Here is a 16,910-nt window from a genome sequence, read left to right on the forward strand (position 1 = left end):
TCAGTCCTCGATGCCTCGCCCGACCGCGATCTCGGCGCGGGCCAGCATCTCGTCCGTCAGCGCGACGTCGCCCTCGAGGTGCGCGACGATGAGGCGGCGCGCGACGTCCACCGCGCGCTCGGGGTCCGCGCCGCGCCCGTTCCACGCCCCGAACCAGTCGGCGAGGGTCACGCCGTGCTCGGGCCGGTAGCACACCGTCACCGCGTCCCCCGCGCGCAGCTCGCCGTTGCGCACGACCCGCAGGTACGCGCCCGTCCTGTTCGCGGCGGTGAAGCGCTTGACCCACTTGTCCTCGCCGAGCCGGCGCGCGAACGTCGAGCACGGCGTGCGGGGCTGGGTGACCTCGAGCAGCGCGGTACCGACGGACCAGCGCTCCCCCACGACGGCCTCGCTCACGGGGATGCCCCGCACGCGCAGGTTCTCGCCGAACAGGCCGGGCGGGACCTCGCGCTCGAGCTGCCCGACCCACCAGTCGGCGTCGTCCTGCCCGTACGCGTACACGGCCTGCTCCTCGCCGCCGTGGTTCGCCCGGTCGGCCTGGAGGTCCGCGTAGAGGCCGAGCCGGCGCACCTTCACGGGCCCGTCGACGGGGCGCTTGTCGATCGCCGTGACGCCGACGGGACCCGCGTCGGGCAGGAGGGCGTGGACGCGGCAGACCGCGAGGACCTCGCCCGTCGGGGCGCTGGAGGCGAGGTCGGTCACGGGCGCGGTCGCGGGGGACGCGGAGAGGTCGGTCGACGGGAGGGGCGGTGCGGCGGGAGACATCCCTCGATTCTCGCAGCGCGCGGTGCCTGAGGACACCGGGGACCAAGGTCTCGGGACCGGTCTCACCCCGCGCGGGTAGCGTCGCCGGCATGAGCGCCACCCGTCCCTCGCGCTGGGAGCAGAAGACCGCCGCCGACCCGTCGCACTCCACCTGGTACGTCGAACGGTTCCGGGCGATGGCGGCGCGCGGGGCCGACCTCGCGGGCGAGGCGCGGCTCGTCGACGCCATGCTGCCCCGCGGCTCGCGGGTGCTCGACGCCGGGTGCGGGCCGGGGCGCGTCGGCGCGGAGCTGTTCGCGCGCGGCCACGCGGTCGTCGGGGTCGACGTCGACCCGGTCCTCGTCGAGGCCGCGCGCGCCGACCACCCGGGTCCCGACTGGCGCGTGGGCGACCTCGCCGAGCTCGACCTGCCCGCCGAGGGCGTCACCGAGCCGTTCGACGCGATCGTGTGCGCGGGCAACGTCGTGACGTTCCTCGCGCCCGGGACCGAGGTCGACGTCCTGCGCCGCTTCCGTACGCACCTCGCGCCGGGCGGGCGGGCCGTCGTCGGCTTCGGGACCGGGCGCGGCTACGCACCCGAGCGGTTCCTCGCCGACGCCGAGGAGGCCGGGCTGCACCTCGACCTCGCCCTCGCGACGTGGGACCTGCGCCCGTGGTCCCCGGACGCCGACTTCCTCGTCGCCGTGCTCGCGGCCGACGCGGCGCCCTGAGCGCCGGCACCGACCGCGCGGCTCAGGCGGGCGTGAACGTGAACGTGACCGCCCCGCTCGACGTCCCCGGCTCCCCCTCCACGTCGTCGACGTGGAGCATGCCCGCGCCGTGCAGGTCGATCGTGTCCCCGAGGTCCGCGCGCAGGACGTCCTCGCCGCGCGGCGAGCGGACCGCGAGCTGCGCGAGCGCGCGCCCGGCCCCGACGCCGACGCGCATCACCCCGACCCGGACGTCGGCGAACTCCGCCTGCGCCCCCTGCGGGACCCGCGCCCGGCGCACCTCGTCGTTGCCTGCCATGCGTCAGCCTCCCGTGTAGACCGAGTCGAAGTTCTCCTTGTACTCCTGCTCGGTGAGCCAGAGGTCGCCGACCTTCTGCTCGCCGTCCAGCATGCCGCCGCCGGGTCCCCACGGGTTGACGACGTGGATCTTCAGCTCGCCGTCGACCTCCTTGACCTCGGTGACGACGTACGCGTGGTTGGGGACGATGCGGCTGTCGTCGACCTCGTCCTCCCAGAACCAGAAGGCGTCGTCGTCCTCCGTGCCCACCGCGACCGGCCCGTCCTGCAGCCGGTCCTGGATGTCGGACAGGCTGAGCTCGCCCGACCGCTCGGCCGGGCGGCCCGTGATGGCCTCGAACGCGTCGTCGGAGTGCCCGCCGTCGATGTCCTGGTAGTCGCCACCGAAGTACTCGGCCGCCGCCTTCTCGTAGATCGAGACCCAGTTCGGCTCGCCGTTCTGGCCCCCGACGCCGTTCTCCGGGACGGTCGGCTCCACGACGATCTCGACCGGCTCCCCGTCCTTGTACATCGTCACGGTGTACGTGCCGTCGTCGTTGAGCCGGATGTGCTCGCGCAGGAACTCCGGGTCGGTCGTCGTGACCGCGCCGAGGCCGGCGAGGAACCAGCAGTCCCCGACCTGGCCCTGGTTGATGTCGTCGATCGAGAAGTCCTCGTTCTCGAGGTCGATCGGCGGGACGTCCTCGTAGTCGCCGAGGTCGTCGGTGAGGCCCGGGTCACCGGGCCGGTCGCCGTCCTCGCCCGGCGTGCTGCGGTCGCCGCCGCCTCCGCCCGACCCGCCCCCGCCAGGACCGCCGACGCCATCGGTGCTCGCGCTCTCCTGCTGGTCCGCCTGGCGCACGACGGCGGTCGCCGCGTCGCCGAGGACCGCACCGACCGCCGCGACGGCCGGGCCGTGCGACGTGGACCACTCGCCGCGCAGCGCGTCGCCGTCCGGCCCCTCCCAGGGGCTGGACGTCACCAGCGCGTCGAGCTCGCCGCGCAGCGACGTCAGCCTGTCGGCGGCCTCGGACAACCGCTGTCCGAGCTGTCGCAGCTGTGCGACGTCCGCCCCGTACATCCCGCTCATGTCTCCCCCTCGCCCGCAGGTCGCCGAGACGGTACCGCCGCGCGCCCACGCCGGTCCATGGGTCGTGCTCCCCATCCACGGGTAGCCGCCCATCTGACCACGCGTCCGACCGCGCTGGTAGCGTCCCCCGCGGACTCGCACGCGACGACCGAGGGGGATCCATGCCGGAGCAGGCCACGACACGGCGCGAGGGCGCGACCACGCGGGCCGCGGGGGTGGCGCTCGTGCTGGCTGCCCTCGCCGCGCTGGCCGCCTGCGGTGCCGACGAGCCGACGGAGCCGGCGCCCGCCGCGGACGCCGTCACGGAGTACGAGCAGACCCGGCAGGACGCCCTCGCAGCCGTCCAGGACGTCTACGGCACGGACGGCTGGGCCGACGTCGACGGGAGCGCCTCGGCGACGGCGCAGGACGACGGTCGCTGCGTCGTCTTCCTTCCCGACGCCAGTGCCACGCCGGGGGGCGCGGACGCGTACGCCCTGCTCGCGGAGGTGCCCGCCGCGCTCGCCCCGGTGCTCGACGAGCACGGGTTCGGCGAGCCCTCCGACGTCGTCGAGGCCGAGCACGGCGGGTCCGCCTCGGTCGAGGCCGAGGACCCGGCGGGGTGGTCGGTGCGCGTGACCGCCGACGGCGACCTGGTCCGCCTCGACGTGTCCGGCCCGGTCGACCTCGACCCGTGCGACGAGGCCGGCCTGCCGGAGCTCGGCTGAGCCGTGCCGTCGTACCGCGTGACCCTCGCCGTGGGCCTGCTACGCCCGGGCGCCGACCCCGAGGCCGTGCTGCCCGCCGCCGCGGCGGCGGCGCGCGCCCTGACGACGGTCGAGGCGTACGACGTCGGCGTCGTGCGCGGCGAGGCCCGGGTCACCGTCCGCTTCCTCGCCGACACGGACGCGGCCGCGCACGGCGTGGCCGACGCCGTGGAGGCCGGGGTGCGCGCCCACGCCGCGACGTCGGGCGGTCGCCTGACCCGCCGCTGGGGAGCGCGCTGGCACCCTGCCTGACCGCCGCACCTCCCGCCGCGCGACGTGGGCGCGGGACCGGTTCAATGGACGGACCTGTCACCGACGCCGGGGAGGCGCACCCGTGGCCACGAGGACCGGCCTGTTCCGTCGCAAGTCCGTCGAGGACTCGCTCGCGGCGATCGACGACCCGGAGCGCTCGCTCAAGCGCAGCCTGACGACCTGGGACCTCGCGGTCCTGGGGGTCGCGGTCGCGGTGGGCGCGGGCATCTTCTCCGTGGGCGCGACGGCCGCCGCGAACTACGCGGGGCCCAGCGTGATCGTCTCGTTCGTCATCGCGTCGATCGTGTGCGCTCTCGCCGTCATGTGCTACGCCGAGTTCGCGTCCGCGATCCCCGTCGCCGGGTCGGCGTACACGTTCTCCTACGCGACCATGGGCGAGCTCGTCGCCTGGATCATCGGGTGGGACCTCATCCTCGAGATGCTGCTCGCGTCGGCGGTCATCGCGAAGTTCTGGGGCGTGTACCTGGGGGACGCGTTCGGGCTGTTCGGCATCGACCTGCCGCTGACGATCCCGATCGGTCCGGTCGACCTCGAGTGGGGCCCGGTGTTCATCGTCGCGGTGTTCACCACGCTGCTCGCGATCGGCACCAAGCTCAGCACGCGCGTCAACAGCGTGTTCACGGTCATCAAGGTCGGGATCACGCTGTTCGTCATCGTCGTCGGGTTCTTCTTCGTCGACGCGTCGAACTACTCGCCGTTCGTGCCGCCCAGCCAGCCGGCCCCGGAGCAGACCGCGCTCGAGCAGCCGCTCGTCGGGTTCCTCACGGGGCTCGAGCCCACGACGTACGGCGTCATGGGCCTGCTCGCGGGCGCCGCGCTCGTGTTCTTCGCCTTCATCGGGTTCGACGTCGTCGCGACGACGGCCGAGGAGGCCAAGGACCCGCAGCGCACGCTCCCGCGCGGCATCCTCGGCGGCCTCGCGATCGTCACGGTCCTGTACATCCTCGTGACGCTCGTCGTGACGGGCATGGTGTCGTACACCGAGCTCGCGGAGTCCGACGCGCCGTCGCTCACGACGGCGTTCATCCTCGTGGGCGCGGACTGGGCCGGGCGGGTGATCTCCGTGGGCATCCTCATCGGGCTGACGACGGTGATCATGGTGCTGCTCCTCGGCCTGACCCGCATCGTGTTCGCGATGAGCCGCGACGGCCTGCTCCCCCGCGGCATCTCCCGCACCTCGCACCGGTACCACACGCCGATCCGCCTCCAGGTGGGGGTGGGGATCGTCGTCGCGCTCATCGCCGGGCTGTCCCAGGTGGAGCTGCTCGAGGAGATGATCAACATCGGGACGCTCTCCGCGTTCGTCCTCGTGAGCTTCGGCATCCCGATCCTGCGCCGCTCTCGGCCCGACCTGCAGCGCTCGTTCAAGGTGCCGTGGTCGCCCGTGCTGCCGATCGTGTCCGGCGTCGCGTGCCTGTGGCTCATGGCCAACCTCACGACGCTCACGTGGCTCCGGTTCCTCGGGTGGGTCGCTGTGGGCCTGCTGATCTACGCGTTCTACGGCTACCGGCACTCGGTCGCAGGTCGCGACGCCCTGAAGGGTGACGTCGCCGCGTAGGCGCCGCCGCGTCGGTACCGTGGGCGCGCATGAGCGCCACCGAGACCGCGATCACCGCCGACCTCGTCCGTGAAGCTCTGGCGGAGCAGCACCCCGACCTCGCCGGGCTGCCGCTCCGCGAGGTCGCGGGCGGGTGGGGCAACCAGATGTGGCGGCTCGGGGACGACCTGGCCGTGCGCGTGCAGCGCATGGACCCGACGCCGGAGCCTCAGCTCAAGGAGCGGCGGTGGCTGCCCGTGCTCGCGCCGCGCCTGCCGCTCCCCGTGCCCACGCCCGTGCGGCACGGCGAGCCGTCCCCGCGCCTCCCGCGGCACTGGACGGTCATGACGTGGGTGCCCGGCGAGCCGCTGGACCGCGGCGCGATCACCCGGGGTGAGCACGCCGCCGACGCGCTGGCGGGCTTCCTCCGGGCACTGCACGTCGCGGCGCCCGCCGACGCTCCGAACTCCACGGACCGGGGCGCCCACCCCCGCGACGCCACGGCTGGCTTCGAGGGGTTCCTGCGCGCGGTCGCCCTCGACGACGCCGACACCGTCCGCGCCGTCTGGGACGACGCCGTCGCGGCCCCCGCGTGGGAGGGGCCGCCCGTGTGGGTGCACGGGGACCTGCACCCCGCGAACGTCGTCGTCGCGGACGGGACGCTCGCGGGCGTCGTCGACTTCGGCGACCTGTTCGCGGGCGACCCCGCGTGGGACCTCGCCGCCGCGTGGGTGCTCCTGCCCGCCGGCACCGCCGCGCGGTTCTTCGACGCCTACGCGCGCGCCGACGACGCGACGGTCCGGCGAGCGCGCGGGCTGGCGGCGCTCAAGGCCCTCTTCCTCCTGCTCATGGGGAACAACGGGGACGAGGGCCTGCCCGGCGGTAAGCCCCACTGGGGACCCCCGGGCCGGGCGGCGCTCGACCGCGTCCTGGCAGGCTGAGCACGGCGGACGCACACAACCTACGCAACCGTAGGTTACGGTGGCGTAGTGAACACTCTGGCGACGAGGCCGTGGACCGACCGTTACGCCCCCGGCGTCCCGACGGACGTCGAGGTCCCCGACGAACCGGTCACGGCCGCCCTCTACCGCGCGGCCGAGCGCTGGCCCGACCGCGTCGCGGTCGACTTCTTCGGCGCGACCACGACCTACGCCCGGCTCGTCGCGCAGGTCGAGCGCGCCGCGAGCGCCCTGCACGACCTCGGCGTGCGCCACGGCGACCGCGTCGCGCTCGTGCTGCCCAACAGCACGTCGCACGTCGTCGCGTTCTACGCCGTCCAGCGCCTCGGTGCCGTAGTGGTCGAGCACAACCCCACGTACACCGCCGACGAGCTCGCCCACCAGCTCGCCGACTCCGGGACGACCGTCGCCGTCGTGTGGACCAAGGCCGTGCCCGCCGTGCTCGAGGCCCGCTCGCACGCGCCCGGCCTGCGCACCGTCGTCGGCCTCGACATCGCGCGCGACCTGCCCCGCGGGAGCCGCCTCGCGCTCCGCCTGCCCGTCGCCCGCGCGCGGGTCCAGCGCGACGCGCTGCGCGGCCCCGTCCCCGCCGGCGTCCCCGACTGGCACGACCTCGTCCGCCGGGCGCGGGCGCTTCCGCCGGCGCTCCCCCACCCGGGCGCCGACGACGTCGCACTCCTCCAGTACACCGGCGGCACCACGGGAACGCCCAAGGGCGCGGTGCTCACGCACCGCAACCTCGTCGCGAACGTCGTGCAGGGCCAGGCGTGGGCGACGTTCGAGGAGGGCGCCGAGACGGTCTACGGCGTGCTGCCCTTCTTCCACGCGTTCGGGCTGACGTTCTGCCTCACCCTGCCCGCGCACATCGGCGCGACGCTCGTCGCGTTCCCCAAGTTCGACCCCCAGGCGTTCGTCGCCGCGCAGGCGCGCCGCCCCGCGACGTTCCTGCCCGGCGTCGCGCCCATGTTCGACCGGATCGTCACCGCTGCCGGTGACGCGCCCGGGGCAGGCTCCGACCTCTCCTCGATCCGCCTCGCGTTCGCGGGCGCCATGCCGATCACCGCAGAGACCGCGCGGCGCTGGGAGGACGCGACCGGAGGGCTGCTCATCGAGGGCTACGGCATGACCGAGACGTCGCCGGTCTCGCTCGGCAACCCGTGTTCCGACGACCGCCGCCCCGGAACGCTCGGCCTGCCCTTCCCCAGCACCGAGATCCGCGTCGTCGACGCCGACGCGCTCGACGAGGGCGACCTGCGCGACGCCGACCCCGAGCCCACGGACGACCCCGCCGCGCCCCGCACCGTGCGCGGCGAGCTCCTCGTGCGCGGCCCGCAGGTGTTCCGCGGGTACTGGAACCGCCCCGAGGAGACCGCGCACCAGCTCCTCGACGACGGCTGGCTGCGCACGGGCGACGTCGTCCGGGTCGCGCTCGACGGGCCCGACGCCGGCCTCGTCACGCTCGTCGACCGCATCAAGGAGATGATCGTCACCGGCGGGTTCAAGGTGTACCCCTCCCAGGTGGAGGACCACCTGCGCGGGATGCCGGGCGTGCGGGACGTCGCCGTCGTGGGCGTCCCGGGCAGCGGCTCGGACGAGCACGTCGCGGCCGTCGTCGTGCTCGACGACGCGGACGACGCCGTCTCGCCCCCGCGCGTCGACCTCGCCGCCGTGCGCGAGTGGGGCGAGAAGCGCCTCGCCCGCTACGCCCTGCCCCGCACCCTCGCCGTCGTGCCGGAGCTGCCGCGCTCCCAGATCGGCAAGGTCCTGCGCCGCGTCGTCCGCGACGACCTCCTGCACCGCGACGACGTCGAGCACCACCGCGCCTGACCGCCTGTTCGGCGCGGGGGCGGGGTTCGCCGTAACCTGGCTGACGTCGTCGGCGACGTCCGCGACGCAGGCGGGCGGGCACCGGCGCTCTCCCACCCCGTCGCCCCGAGGAGGCCCCGTGCCCGAGCCCGTCACCGCTGCGCCTGGTCCGGCAGCCCCCGACTCCCTGCCGCACGTCGTGGTGGTCGGCGCGGGGTTCGCCGGTCTCGCCGTCGTCAAGGGGCTCGCGAAGGCGCCCGTGCGCGTGACGCTCGTGGACCGCCGCGTCTACAACACGTTCCAGCCGCTGCTCTACCAGGTCGCGACGGGCGGGCTGAACCCGGGCGACGTCACGTACTTCCTGCGCGGGCTGCGGCTCAAGCAGAAGAACGTGCGGGTCGTGCACGAGCACCTCGTCGGCATCGACCACGAGGCGCGGCGCATCCGTCTCCTCAACGACGAGTGGGTCGACTACGACTACCTCGTCGTCGCGAACGGCGTCACGGCCAACTTCTTCGGCACCCCGGGCGCCAAGGAGAACTCGTTCCCCATGTATTCGCGGTCCCAGGCGATGAAGATCCGCGACACGCTCTTCATCCGGCTCGAGAAGGCGGCGGCGAACCCCGGGACCGACGAAGGCCTGCGCGTCGTGGTCGTGGGCGGCGGCGCGACGGGCGTGGAGGTCGCGGGCGCGCTCGCCGAGCTGCGCACGGCGGGCCTGCGCCCCGCCTACCCCGAGATCCACGGCGACGCGTTCGAGGTGAAGATCGTCCAGCGCGGCGGCGAGGTGCTGAAGTCGTTCCATCCGAGGCTGCGCCGGTACGCGGCCGAGGAGCTGCGCCGCCGCGGCGTCGGCCTGCACCTGGGCGCCGGGGTCGCCGAGGTGCTGCCGGACGCCGTCGTGCTGACGGACGGCACGCGCATCCGCTCCGACCTCACGGTGTGGTCGGCGGGCGTGCACCCGCACGAGGAGGTCGACGACTGGGGCCTGCCGCGCGGCGAGGGCGGGCGCGTCGTCGTGGGCGACGACCTCCAGGTCGAGGGCCGGCCCGGCGTCTTCGCGGCCGGCGACATCGCGATCTCCCCGGCGGGGCTGCCGCAGCTCGCGCAGCCGGCGATCCAGTCGGGCGAGCAGGTCGCGCGCAACATCGAGGCGCTGCTCGCCGGGCGCCCGACGACGTCCCTGCGCTACTTCGACAAGGGCACCATGGCGGTCATCGGGCGGCGGGCGGCCATCGCGGAGGTCGTCGGCCGGCTCCGGCTCACGCGCGGCGTCGCGTGGCTCGCGTGGCTGTTCGTCCACATCATGGGGCTCATCGGGCCGCGCAACCGGCTGACGACGCTCGCCGGCCTGGTCACGCGCTACGGGTTCCCGTTCCACCGTCGCCCGATCCCCATCGTCGGCGACGTCCCGACCGTCCGGCCGCCCAAGCGCACCGCTCCGGGTCGCGGCTGACGCCCCTCCAGGATCACCCGCCCTCGTCGCCTCCCCCGGCCGCGGCCGGCACGACCGTCACGTACCCTCGAAGACGCAAGGAAGTTTGCAGGGGCAACCGGGGGCACGTGTGGTGGCAGGACGAACGACGGCACCGTCGACGACGACGGGCCGCACGAAGAAGGACATCTCGCAGCATCGCGGAGCGCATCGCGAGGCTCGCTCGGGCACGCCGACGGTGCCGCGGCGCGCGCGCGTCGTCGTGCTCGCCGCCGTCGCGGTCGCGGCGCTGGCCGGGTGCCGCGCCGAGGCCCTGCCCGGCGGCCCCGGGAGCCCGACGCCCTCGCCCACGGCCGAGCCGACCGGCAACCCGACCGCTGAACCAACCGAGGGCCAGACCGAGGGCCCGACCGACGGCCCCACAGACACCCCGACCACCGGGCCCGGCGCACCGGTCCTGCCGGGCGGCTCCGACGGCGTCGAGGTCTCGGTCGAGATCGAGCCCGCGTTCCCGATGCCGAACCTCGTGGAGACCAGGCTCAAGCAGGCGCGCGCCGAGCTGGAGAAGCGCGGCGCCGCGAGCGTCGTCGTGGTCGACGCGCGCGACCCGGGCGCGGGCATTCTGCCGGGCGCGTCGAACGGCTGGACGGTGTGCGCCCAGGATCCTGCGGGCGGCGACCTCCTCCGCGCGTCGGCAACCGTGACGCTCGCCGCGGCGCCGAACGCGCGACACTGCCCCTGACGCCGTCCCGGGTGGCGGCGTCGGCCGCGGGAGAGCACGGTGGGATCCTCACCGCGAGGTCGGCCTGACCGTCTCGAGATCGGCCTCCTGAGGGTCGATCTCGCCCGCTCGGGTCGACTTCGACGTCAGCAGACAGGAGTCCGCCGCATGAAGATCGCCCTCGTCGGTGCCCACGGCAAGGTGGGCCGGCTGCTCGTCCCGATCCTCGTCGACCACGACGCCGCCGTGACCGGGATCGTGCGCGCCGAGGAGCAGCTCCCGCTCGTCCGCCGGCTGGGGGGCGAGCCGCTCCTGCTCGACGTCGAGTCCTCCTCGACCGACGAGCTCGCCGCCGCGCTCGGCGGGTTCGACGCCGTCGTCTGGTCCGCCGGAGCGGGCGGCGGGAACCCGGATCGCACCTACGCCGTGGACCGCGACGCCGCGAGCCGCACGATGGACGCGGCCGCCGCTGCGGGCGTGGACCGCTACGTCATGGTGTCGTGGATCGGTTCTGTGCCCGACCACGGCGTCGACCCGGACTCGAGCTTCTTCGCCTACGCGGACGCCAAGCTCGCCGCCGACGACCACCTGCGCGGCACCGACCTCGACTGGACCATCCTCGGGCCGGGCACCCTGACCGACGACGACCCGACCGGTGCGATCCGCGTCGTCGGCGACGGCGCCGACGGGCTCGACGGCGCCGACGACGTCCCGGGCGGCGCGGCCTCGCAGGTCTCGCGCGCGGACGTCGCGATGGTCGTGGCGCAGGCCGTGCGCACCCCCGCGACGGTCGGCCGCTTCGTCCGGTTCACCGACGGCGACACCCCCATCCTCGAGGCGCTCGACCGGTAGCCGTCAGCGCCCGAGGCGCCGGTCCACGCGCTCGCGGAGGTCGAGCGCCGTACGGCGCCACGTCGCCGCGCGCGCCACGACCGACCCGACGCTCGTGTCCTCCGCCCGCACGTGCACGACCTCGACCCCGCGCTCCGCGGCCGTGCGGACGATCGTGTCCGTCGCACCGCGCAGCGCGAGCTGGAGCAGGACGGACGTCGCGCTCGCCTGCGCCTCGCCCGTCCCGAACCGCCGCCGGTAGACGACCTGCGTGACCACCCGGTCGAACATCGGGTCCGGTCGCGCGTTCGCGTCGTCGTCCGCGTCGTCGTCAGGCAGGTCCGCGGCCCTGCCCTCGACGCCGGCGGCGCCGAGGAGCGCGTGCGCGTCGGCGACGACGTCGTCGCCGTCCGCGTCCGGCGGCAGCACGGCAAGGTAGAGCGAGAGCAGGAGCTCGCTGATCTTGCGCAGCACCCACGCGCGGCCGGGCAGCGGGGGCAGCGCCACGACGTACTGCGCGAGGTTCACCTCCAGCGCCTCGGCTGACAGGCACGTCCACGCGGGCGCCGTGCGGACCTCGACCACGCGGTCCCAGTCCACGTCCTTGCCGTCGAGGCCCACCCGCTGCGGGCCGATCGTCACGGCGCCGAACCGGTCGAGCAGCGCGAGCGGCGCCGTCGCGAACCGCGGCACGTACGGGACGAGCCGCACGACCCCCTGGACCGACACGTCCCACTCGCGCTCGAGCGGGTACGACGGCCGCGGGTAGGCGGCGATCGCGCGCCGCACCCACTCCGCGACGACCTCGTCGAACGCGCCGTCGTCCGCCGCGTCGTCGAGCGGACCGCCGTCCGCGCCGTCCGCGCCGTCGTCCGCGAGTGCCTCGACGAGCGCGTCCTCGAGCGCGGCGTCGAGGTCAGGTTCGGGAGCGGCCTCGGGCGCCGGGCCGACGTCGTCGTGCCGCGCACGACGGCCGGGGAGCGCGACGGGCAGCGAGAAGGAGGGCCGCGGGATGGTGGGGCGCGGCAGCGACGGGAGGGCGGGGACGCGCAGGAGGCGCTTCTCGCCGAGCAGCCGCGCGAGGGTGCTGCGCTCGTCGCCCGACGTCGTGCCGGGCAGGTCGGGGCCCTCTCCCGGCTCGTCGTCCGTCGTCGTGAGGAACGGTTCCTTCGCCACCTGACCCCCTTGTCCACCGCGCCACCCGACGGCGCACCGCGGGCCAGCGTAGACCCGGCGGGACCCACCCCGCCGACCGGTCGTGGCGCGCGACGTGCTGCCCACGGCGCACGTCGCCGGACGCGGGCGGGGCCGCCCTCCTGTGGAGGACGGCCCCGCCCGTCAGGGTGACCCGGCTGCGTCAGCCGCAGGCGATCGCGTCGTACGCGACGTCGTACGTCTGGGTGTGGTTCTCCCCGCCGCCCGCGAGGCGCGCGACGACGCTCACGGTGCCGGCATCGACCGACGCCGACCGGGTGGAGAACGACTGGTACGCGTTCGCGTCGGGCGCCACCTGGCCGAACGCCCGCTGGCCGAACGGCGTCACGAGCCGCAGCGAGACGGGCTCGTCCTCGCCGTTGGTCGCGCGGACGGCGACGTAGGCCTTGCCGTTCAGGCACCGTGCCTCCGCCTGGATCGCGTCGACGCGCGGGTTGCCCACGCCGTTGATCGCGAACGTGTCCTCGGACAGCGACGCGACCGCGTGCCCGATCGCGCGCGACATGATGTCGAGCGCGGTCGCGTCGACGTTGTCGATCGTGTCGCCCGGCGAGTGGTAGTTCGGGTCGTAGAAGATGCCCTCGGTGCCGCCGAACAGCGCGACCTCCTCGGCCGTCTTCGAGCCGTCCGCGCCGGTGAACAGGCCGGACGCCGGGACGCCGTTCTCGATGAACGCCTGGTAGTCCGAGCGGCCGGAGAACTCGGTGTCGACCCACGCCTGGTCGATGCCGTCGAAGTAGTCGGTGAACACCGCCTCGGTCTCGGCCGAGCCCGGCGGCACCTCGACGGGCGCGGGGTACGTCGACTCGTTCGCGTCGTACACGCCGATGATGTAGTTCGGCGAGCCGACCATGTCGAAGTTGAGGTACGTCGCGATGTCGTCGAGCGCCGCGGGGTCGTTCGCGGCGAGGTCGCTCACGTAGTGGGTCGAGCCGCGCAGCCCGACCTCCTCCGCGCCCCACCACGCGAACCGCACGGCGTTCTCGACGTCCTGGCCGCCGTCGGTCGCGGCGGCGAGCTGGACCGCGACCTCGAGGATCGCCGCGGAGCCCGAGCCGTTGTCGTTGATGCCCGGCCCGTCCTCGACGCCGTCGAGGTGCGCGCCGACCATGACGACGTTGTGGTCGCGACCGCCCGGCGTCTGGGCGAGCACGTTGAACGTCTCGAACTCCTCGACGTGAGTCTGGAGGTCATAGGTCGCGACCGCCTCGGCGCCGCCCGCGATCGCCGCGAGGATCGCCTGGCCGTCGGCCTGCGTGATGCCGACGGTCGGGACCCAGACGTCGCTCGCCTCGCCGAGGGTCGGGTTCAGCGCGCCGTCGGTGTTGTTGTAGAGGATCACGGCGGCGGCGCCTGCCTCCGCGGCGAACCGGGCCTTGTCCGCGAACGGGCACGCGCCGCGGCTGACCAGGGCGACGGCCCCCTCCACGGCGACCCCGTCCCAGGTGTCGGCGGTGCAGCCCTGGACGAGCGCGTCGGCGGGCTGGACGATCGGGGCCGTGACGCCGTCGTCCGGGGTGTCGGGGGCGAACTCGGCGGGGTAGACGTCCGACGTCACCTCGACGCCGGCCGCGGTGAGGGACAGGTCGTCGATGACCAGGTCCTCGAAGGTGAAGTACTGGCGCTCGGGCTCGTAGCCGGCGGCCCGCAGGGTGTCCTCGACGTAGACGGCGCTCGCCTCGTAGCCGGGCGTCTCCATCGCGCGGTTGCCGCCGTTGGCGTCCGCGATGTCCTGCAAGTCCTGGAGCCGCTGCATGACCGCGTCGCCGGTGACGAGGTCCTCGAGCGGGGGCGGTCCGTCGGCGGCTCGGAGGCCGCCTCCGGGGGCAGCACCGACGGGCGCTGCGGTCAGAGCCGCGAGCACGAGGCTCGCGGCGGCGGCAGACGGGACGATCGTTCGTGGTCTCACGCATCCTCCTCGACAGTGGCCCCCGCCGACCGACCCCGGTCGTGTCGGGGTCCGGCCGAGTCGCACACGAGACGCGACGCTGCGGAGGCTCGTGTGCTCGCGAGCGTAGGCCCACGGGGCCCGGCGCGAAAGCCCTGCGCGTGCACGGGTCGCCGCGCGGACCGCCCGGGTGGTGACGAGGCGTGGGCGGCGTCGGGCAGACTGTGCCCGTGCCCGGATTCGCCGTCGTCGACCTCGAGACCACGGGATTCTCCCCCCGGCTCGGCGACCGGGTCGCCGAGGTCGCGGTGGTGCTGGTCGACGCTGCGGGCCAGGTCGAGGACGAGTGGTCCACCCTGGTCAACCCCGAGCGCGACCTGGGTCCCCAGCACGTGCACGGCATCGCGGCGGCCGACGTCGCGCTCGCCCCGACGTTCGACCGCGTGGCCCCCGCGCTCCTGCGCCTGCTCTCCGGGCGCGTCCTCGTGGCGCACAACGCGGCGTTCGACACGCAGTTCCTGCGCGCGGAGATCGGGCGCGCGGGCATCGCGGCCGCGATCGACCCCGTCGCGTGCCTGTGCACGCAGCAGCTCGCGGGCCGCTATCTCACGGGATCGCGCGCGCTGGCCGCGTGCTGCGCCGCGGTGGGGGTCGTGCACGACGACGTCCACTCGGCCCTGGGGGACGCGCGCGCCACCGCGGGGCTGCTCGGGTACTACCTCGACGTGGCGGCCGACGACGAGTGCTGGGACGTGGCGCGCGCCGCGGCCGACGGGGTGCGGTGGTCGCTGCCCGCAGCGCTGCCCGGCGTGGAGCCGGTCCTGCGCGGCGCGAGCCGCGCCCACGGGCACTGGCTCGCCGGGCTCGACGAGGCGCCGGGCGCCCGCCCGGGTGCCACGCCCGCGCGGACCGAGGGCCCGGACGTCGACACCGGGACCTACCTGCGTCTGCTCGACGCCGCCCTTCTCGACCGCTACGTCTCGCACTCGGAGCGTGCCGCACTCCTCGCCGAGGCGCGGCGGGCCGGGCTGGGCCGGGCCGCGGTCGAGGGCGTGCACCGCGACTACCTGACCGCCCTCGCCCGGGCGGAGCTCGACGCCCTCGACGGCGCGACCCCCGCGGGCGACCGCGACGACGGCGGCTTCGTCCGCGACGACCCCGCGCTGCACGAGTTCGCGGGCCAGCTCGGCCTCGACGCCGACGACGTCGCCGGGGCCGTCGAGGCGGCGCTCGGGGCGCGGCTCGCCGCGGGGCTGGCCGTCGCACCGCGCCCGGCCTTCGTGCTCGCGGACGGCGACGAGGTGGTGCTCACCGGGTCGATGTCGCGCACGCGCGAGGCCTGGGAGCGCGACGTGCGCGCCGCCGGCCTCTCCCCCTGGCCCTACGTGACGCGACGGAGCCGGCTCGTCGTCGCGGCCGACCCGGACTCGCTCTCGACGAAGGCCCGCACCGCGCGCCGCTACGGCATCCCCGTCGTCACCGAGGCGGCCTTCGCAGCGCTGCTCGCGGCCCGGGACGGGGCGAGCGGGCGCACGTCCGGCACCGGGGTGCGACGCTGGGCGTCATGAGCCCGAAGACCCCGCGCGGCGCCGACGCCCCGGTCGGGGACGGTACCGACGTCGACGCGCTCGTCGACGGGCTCTTCGCGCTGCCGCTCGAGCAGTTCGTCGTCGCCCGCACTGCGGCCGCGAAGGAGGTCAAGGCGTCGGGGGACGCCGTCGGCGCAGAGCGCGTGGCGCGGCTCGCCAAGCCGACCGTGGCGGCGTGGGTGGTCAACCAGGTCGCGCGCGAGCGGCCCGACGACGTCGCCGCGCTCGTCGCCCTGGGGGACGAGCTGCGCGACGCGACGGCGGACCGCGACCGCACGCGCATCAAGACGCTCGACCGGCTGCGGCGCGAGCGCGTGGAGCGCGTCGTGGCCGAGCTGCGCGACGCGGGAGAGGTCGCCGGCCGGGCCGTGTCCGCGACGGCGCTCGACCGGCTCGCCGAGACGCTCACGGCCGCCGTCATGGACCCGGACGCGGGCGCGCTCGTCCGTGCCGGTCGGCTGTCGCAGGCCCTCCAGCACGTCGGGTTCGGCATCGTCGACGAGGGCGGCGAGCCCGCCGACGTCGTTGAGCTCCGGGCGCGGACCGGCGGCACCGGGGGCGGGCCTGGTGACGCGGACCCGGGGACGAGCACGCGGCGCGGCGGGCGCGGCGCCCGGTCCGCGCGGGTCTCCGACCCGGCCGACGGCGAGCCTCCCGAGGAGGATGCCGTGGCGGCCGCCGAGCGCGAGGTCGAGGAGACGGCGGCCGAGGTCGACCGCTTCGAGGCCGAGCGGGACGAGGCGGACACGCGAGCGCGCGCGGCGAGCGACGCCGTCGGGCAGGTGGAGGACGAGCTCGGCCGGGTCGAGGACGAGCTGGCCCGGCTCGCCGACGAGCGGGAGGACCTGCGTGCGCGGCTCGCCGACGCCCGCGCGGCCGAGTCCGCCGCGCAGGAGACGCTCACCGCCGCGGACGAGCTCCTCGACGCCGCGGAGGAGCGCGCCGCGGCCGCCCGCAAGGCCCGTCGCACCGCACGCCGCGGTTGAGCCGGACCGGCCGGCCCCGGCGTCCCGCGAGCGGGCGGTCCGCGGACCGGCACGCTACGGAGCTCCACGAGTAGGGAATCCCC

The 16,910-nt window shown here is 75.3% G+C and carries 16 protein-coding genes; 11 read left to right on the plus strand and 5 right to left on the minus strand.

The features are described from left to right. Window positions 1–765: an MOSC domain-containing protein gene (locus tag ACFVN3_RS00620; RefSeq protein ID WP_378229500.1), complete on the minus strand. Its 765-nt coding sequence runs from the start codon at window positions 763–765 to the stop codon at window positions 1–3. An 89-nt stretch (window positions 766–854) separates the two neighbouring features. Between ACFVN3_RS00620 and ACFVN3_RS00625 the strand changes: the two genes are divergently transcribed. Continuing rightward, on the plus strand, window positions 855–1,475 hold the full coding sequence (locus ACFVN3_RS00625; protein WP_378229502.1) for a class I SAM-dependent methyltransferase: 621 nt from the start codon (window positions 855–857) through the stop codon (window positions 1,473–1,475). 22 nt (window positions 1,476–1,497) lie between these two features. On the opposite strand, the gene ACFVN3_RS00630 is transcribed toward ACFVN3_RS00625, so the two are convergent. Together ACFVN3_RS00630 and ACFVN3_RS00635 are read right to left on the minus strand one after the other, a co-directional pair. After that, window positions 1,498–1,773, minus strand: a complete 276-nt coding sequence (locus ACFVN3_RS00630; protein ID WP_047231154.1) for a hypothetical protein — start codon at window positions 1,771–1,773, stop codon at window positions 1,498–1,500. A gap of 3 nt (window positions 1,774–1,776) precedes the next feature. Continuing rightward, a complete protein-coding gene (locus ACFVN3_RS00635; protein ID WP_378229504.1) occupies window positions 1,777–2,841 on the minus strand; it encodes a C2 family cysteine protease in 1,065 nt (354 codons plus the stop codon). A 161-nt stretch (window positions 2,842–3,002) separates the two neighbouring features. Between ACFVN3_RS00635 and ACFVN3_RS00640 the strand changes: the two genes are divergently transcribed. The 8 genes from ACFVN3_RS00640 (at window position 3,003) to ACFVN3_RS00675 (ending at window position 11,170) form a co-directional block, all read left to right on the plus strand. Further along, window positions 3,003–3,548, plus strand: coding sequence for a hypothetical protein (locus ACFVN3_RS00640; RefSeq protein ID WP_378229506.1), 546 nt, complete (start codon window positions 3,003–3,005; stop codon window positions 3,546–3,548). Between the two features lie 3 nt (window positions 3,549–3,551). Further along, window positions 3,552–3,839: a hypothetical protein gene (locus ACFVN3_RS00645; RefSeq protein ID WP_378229508.1), complete on the plus strand. Its 288-nt coding sequence runs from the start codon at window positions 3,552–3,554 to the stop codon at window positions 3,837–3,839. A gap of 82 nt (window positions 3,840–3,921) precedes the next feature. Further along, window positions 3,922–5,418, plus strand: a complete 1,497-nt coding sequence (locus ACFVN3_RS00650) for an amino acid permease (protein ID WP_378229511.1) — start codon at window positions 3,922–3,924, stop codon at window positions 5,416–5,418. 29 nt (window positions 5,419–5,447) lie between these two features. Beyond that, window positions 5,448–6,338, plus strand: a complete 891-nt coding sequence (locus tag ACFVN3_RS00655) for an aminoglycoside phosphotransferase family protein (RefSeq protein ID WP_378229513.1) — start codon at window positions 5,448–5,450, stop codon at window positions 6,336–6,338. Between the two features lie 48 nt (window positions 6,339–6,386). After that, the gene (locus ACFVN3_RS00660) at window positions 6,387–8,183 is read left to right on the plus strand and encodes an AMP-binding protein (RefSeq protein WP_378229515.1); all 1,797 of its coding nucleotides are present in this window, start codon (window positions 6,387–6,389) and stop codon (window positions 8,181–8,183) included. Window positions 8,184–8,301: 118 nt separating this feature from the next. Then, window positions 8,302–9,618 (plus strand): NAD(P)/FAD-dependent oxidoreductase, encoded by a 1,317-nt coding sequence (locus ACFVN3_RS00665; RefSeq protein ID WP_378229517.1) that lies wholly within the window; start codon window positions 8,302–8,304, stop codon window positions 9,616–9,618. Between the two features lie 112 nt (window positions 9,619–9,730). Beyond that, window positions 9,731–10,339, plus strand: coding sequence for a PASTA domain-containing protein (locus tag ACFVN3_RS00670; protein ID WP_378229519.1), 609 nt, complete (start codon window positions 9,731–9,733; stop codon window positions 10,337–10,339). Window positions 10,340–10,486: 147 nt separating this feature from the next. After that, complete coding sequence (locus tag ACFVN3_RS00675; RefSeq protein ID WP_378229521.1) at window positions 10,487–11,170, plus strand: SDR family oxidoreductase; 684 nt, start codon at window positions 10,487–10,489, stop codon at window positions 11,168–11,170. Between the two features lie 3 nt (window positions 11,171–11,173). Here the strand turns inward: ACFVN3_RS00675 and ACFVN3_RS00680 are convergent, their stop codons facing one another. Next, complete coding sequence (locus tag ACFVN3_RS00680; RefSeq protein WP_378229523.1) at window positions 11,174–12,325, minus strand: hypothetical protein; 1,152 nt, start codon at window positions 12,323–12,325, stop codon at window positions 11,174–11,176. A gap of 181 nt (window positions 12,326–12,506) precedes the next feature. Next, complete coding sequence (locus ACFVN3_RS00685) at window positions 12,507–14,273, minus strand: M28 family peptidase (protein WP_378229525.1); 1,767 nt, start codon at window positions 14,271–14,273, stop codon at window positions 12,507–12,509. Window positions 14,274–14,482: 209 nt separating this feature from the next. Between ACFVN3_RS00685 and ACFVN3_RS00690 the strand changes: the two genes are divergently transcribed. Together ACFVN3_RS00690 and ACFVN3_RS00695 are read left to right on the plus strand one after the other, a co-directional pair. Then, the gene (locus ACFVN3_RS00690) at window positions 14,483–15,820 is read left to right on the plus strand and encodes an exonuclease domain-containing protein (protein WP_378229527.1); all 1,338 of its coding nucleotides are present in this window, start codon (window positions 14,483–14,485) and stop codon (window positions 15,818–15,820) included. Continuing rightward, window positions 15,817–16,827, plus strand: coding sequence for a hypothetical protein (locus ACFVN3_RS00695; protein ID WP_378229529.1), 1,011 nt, complete (start codon window positions 15,817–15,819; stop codon window positions 16,825–16,827). Before ACFVN3_RS00690 ends, ACFVN3_RS00695 begins: the two co-directional genes overlap by 4 nt. Window positions 16,828–16,910 lie beyond the last annotated feature (83 nt).

Origin of the sequence: Cellulosimicrobium sp. NPDC057862 (genome assembly GCF_042797035.1) — a bacterium.
In the GTDB taxonomy this organism is placed as follows: domain Bacteria; phylum Actinomycetota; class Actinomycetes; order Actinomycetales; family Cellulomonadaceae; genus Cellulosimicrobium.

Coding starts and splice junctions, on each gene's coding strand:
- ACFVN3_RS00620 (WP_378229500.1), bottom strand. CDS start 765: ATGTCTCCCGCCGCACCGCCCCTCCCGTCGACCGACCTCTCCGCGTCC.
- ACFVN3_RS00625 (WP_378229502.1), top strand. CDS start 855: ATGAGCGCCACCCGTCCCTCGCGCTGGGAGCAGAAGACCGCCGCCGAC.
- ACFVN3_RS00630 (WP_047231154.1), bottom strand. CDS start 1,773: ATGGCAGGCAACGACGAGGTGCGCCGGGCGCGGGTCCCGCAGGGGGCG.
- ACFVN3_RS00635 (WP_378229504.1), bottom strand. CDS start 2,841: ATGAGCGGGATGTACGGGGCGGACGTCGCACAGCTGCGACAGCTCGGA.
- ACFVN3_RS00640 (WP_378229506.1), top strand. CDS start 3,003: ATGCCGGAGCAGGCCACGACACGGCGCGAGGGCGCGACCACGCGGGCC.
- ACFVN3_RS00655 (WP_378229513.1), top strand. CDS start 5,448: ATGAGCGCCACCGAGACCGCGATCACCGCCGACCTCGTCCGTGAAGCT.
- ACFVN3_RS00675 (WP_378229521.1), top strand. CDS start 10,487: ATGAAGATCGCCCTCGTCGGTGCCCACGGCAAGGTGGGCCGGCTGCTC.
- ACFVN3_RS00695 (WP_378229529.1), top strand. CDS start 15,817: ATGAGCCCGAAGACCCCGCGCGGCGCCGACGCCCCGGTCGGGGACGGT.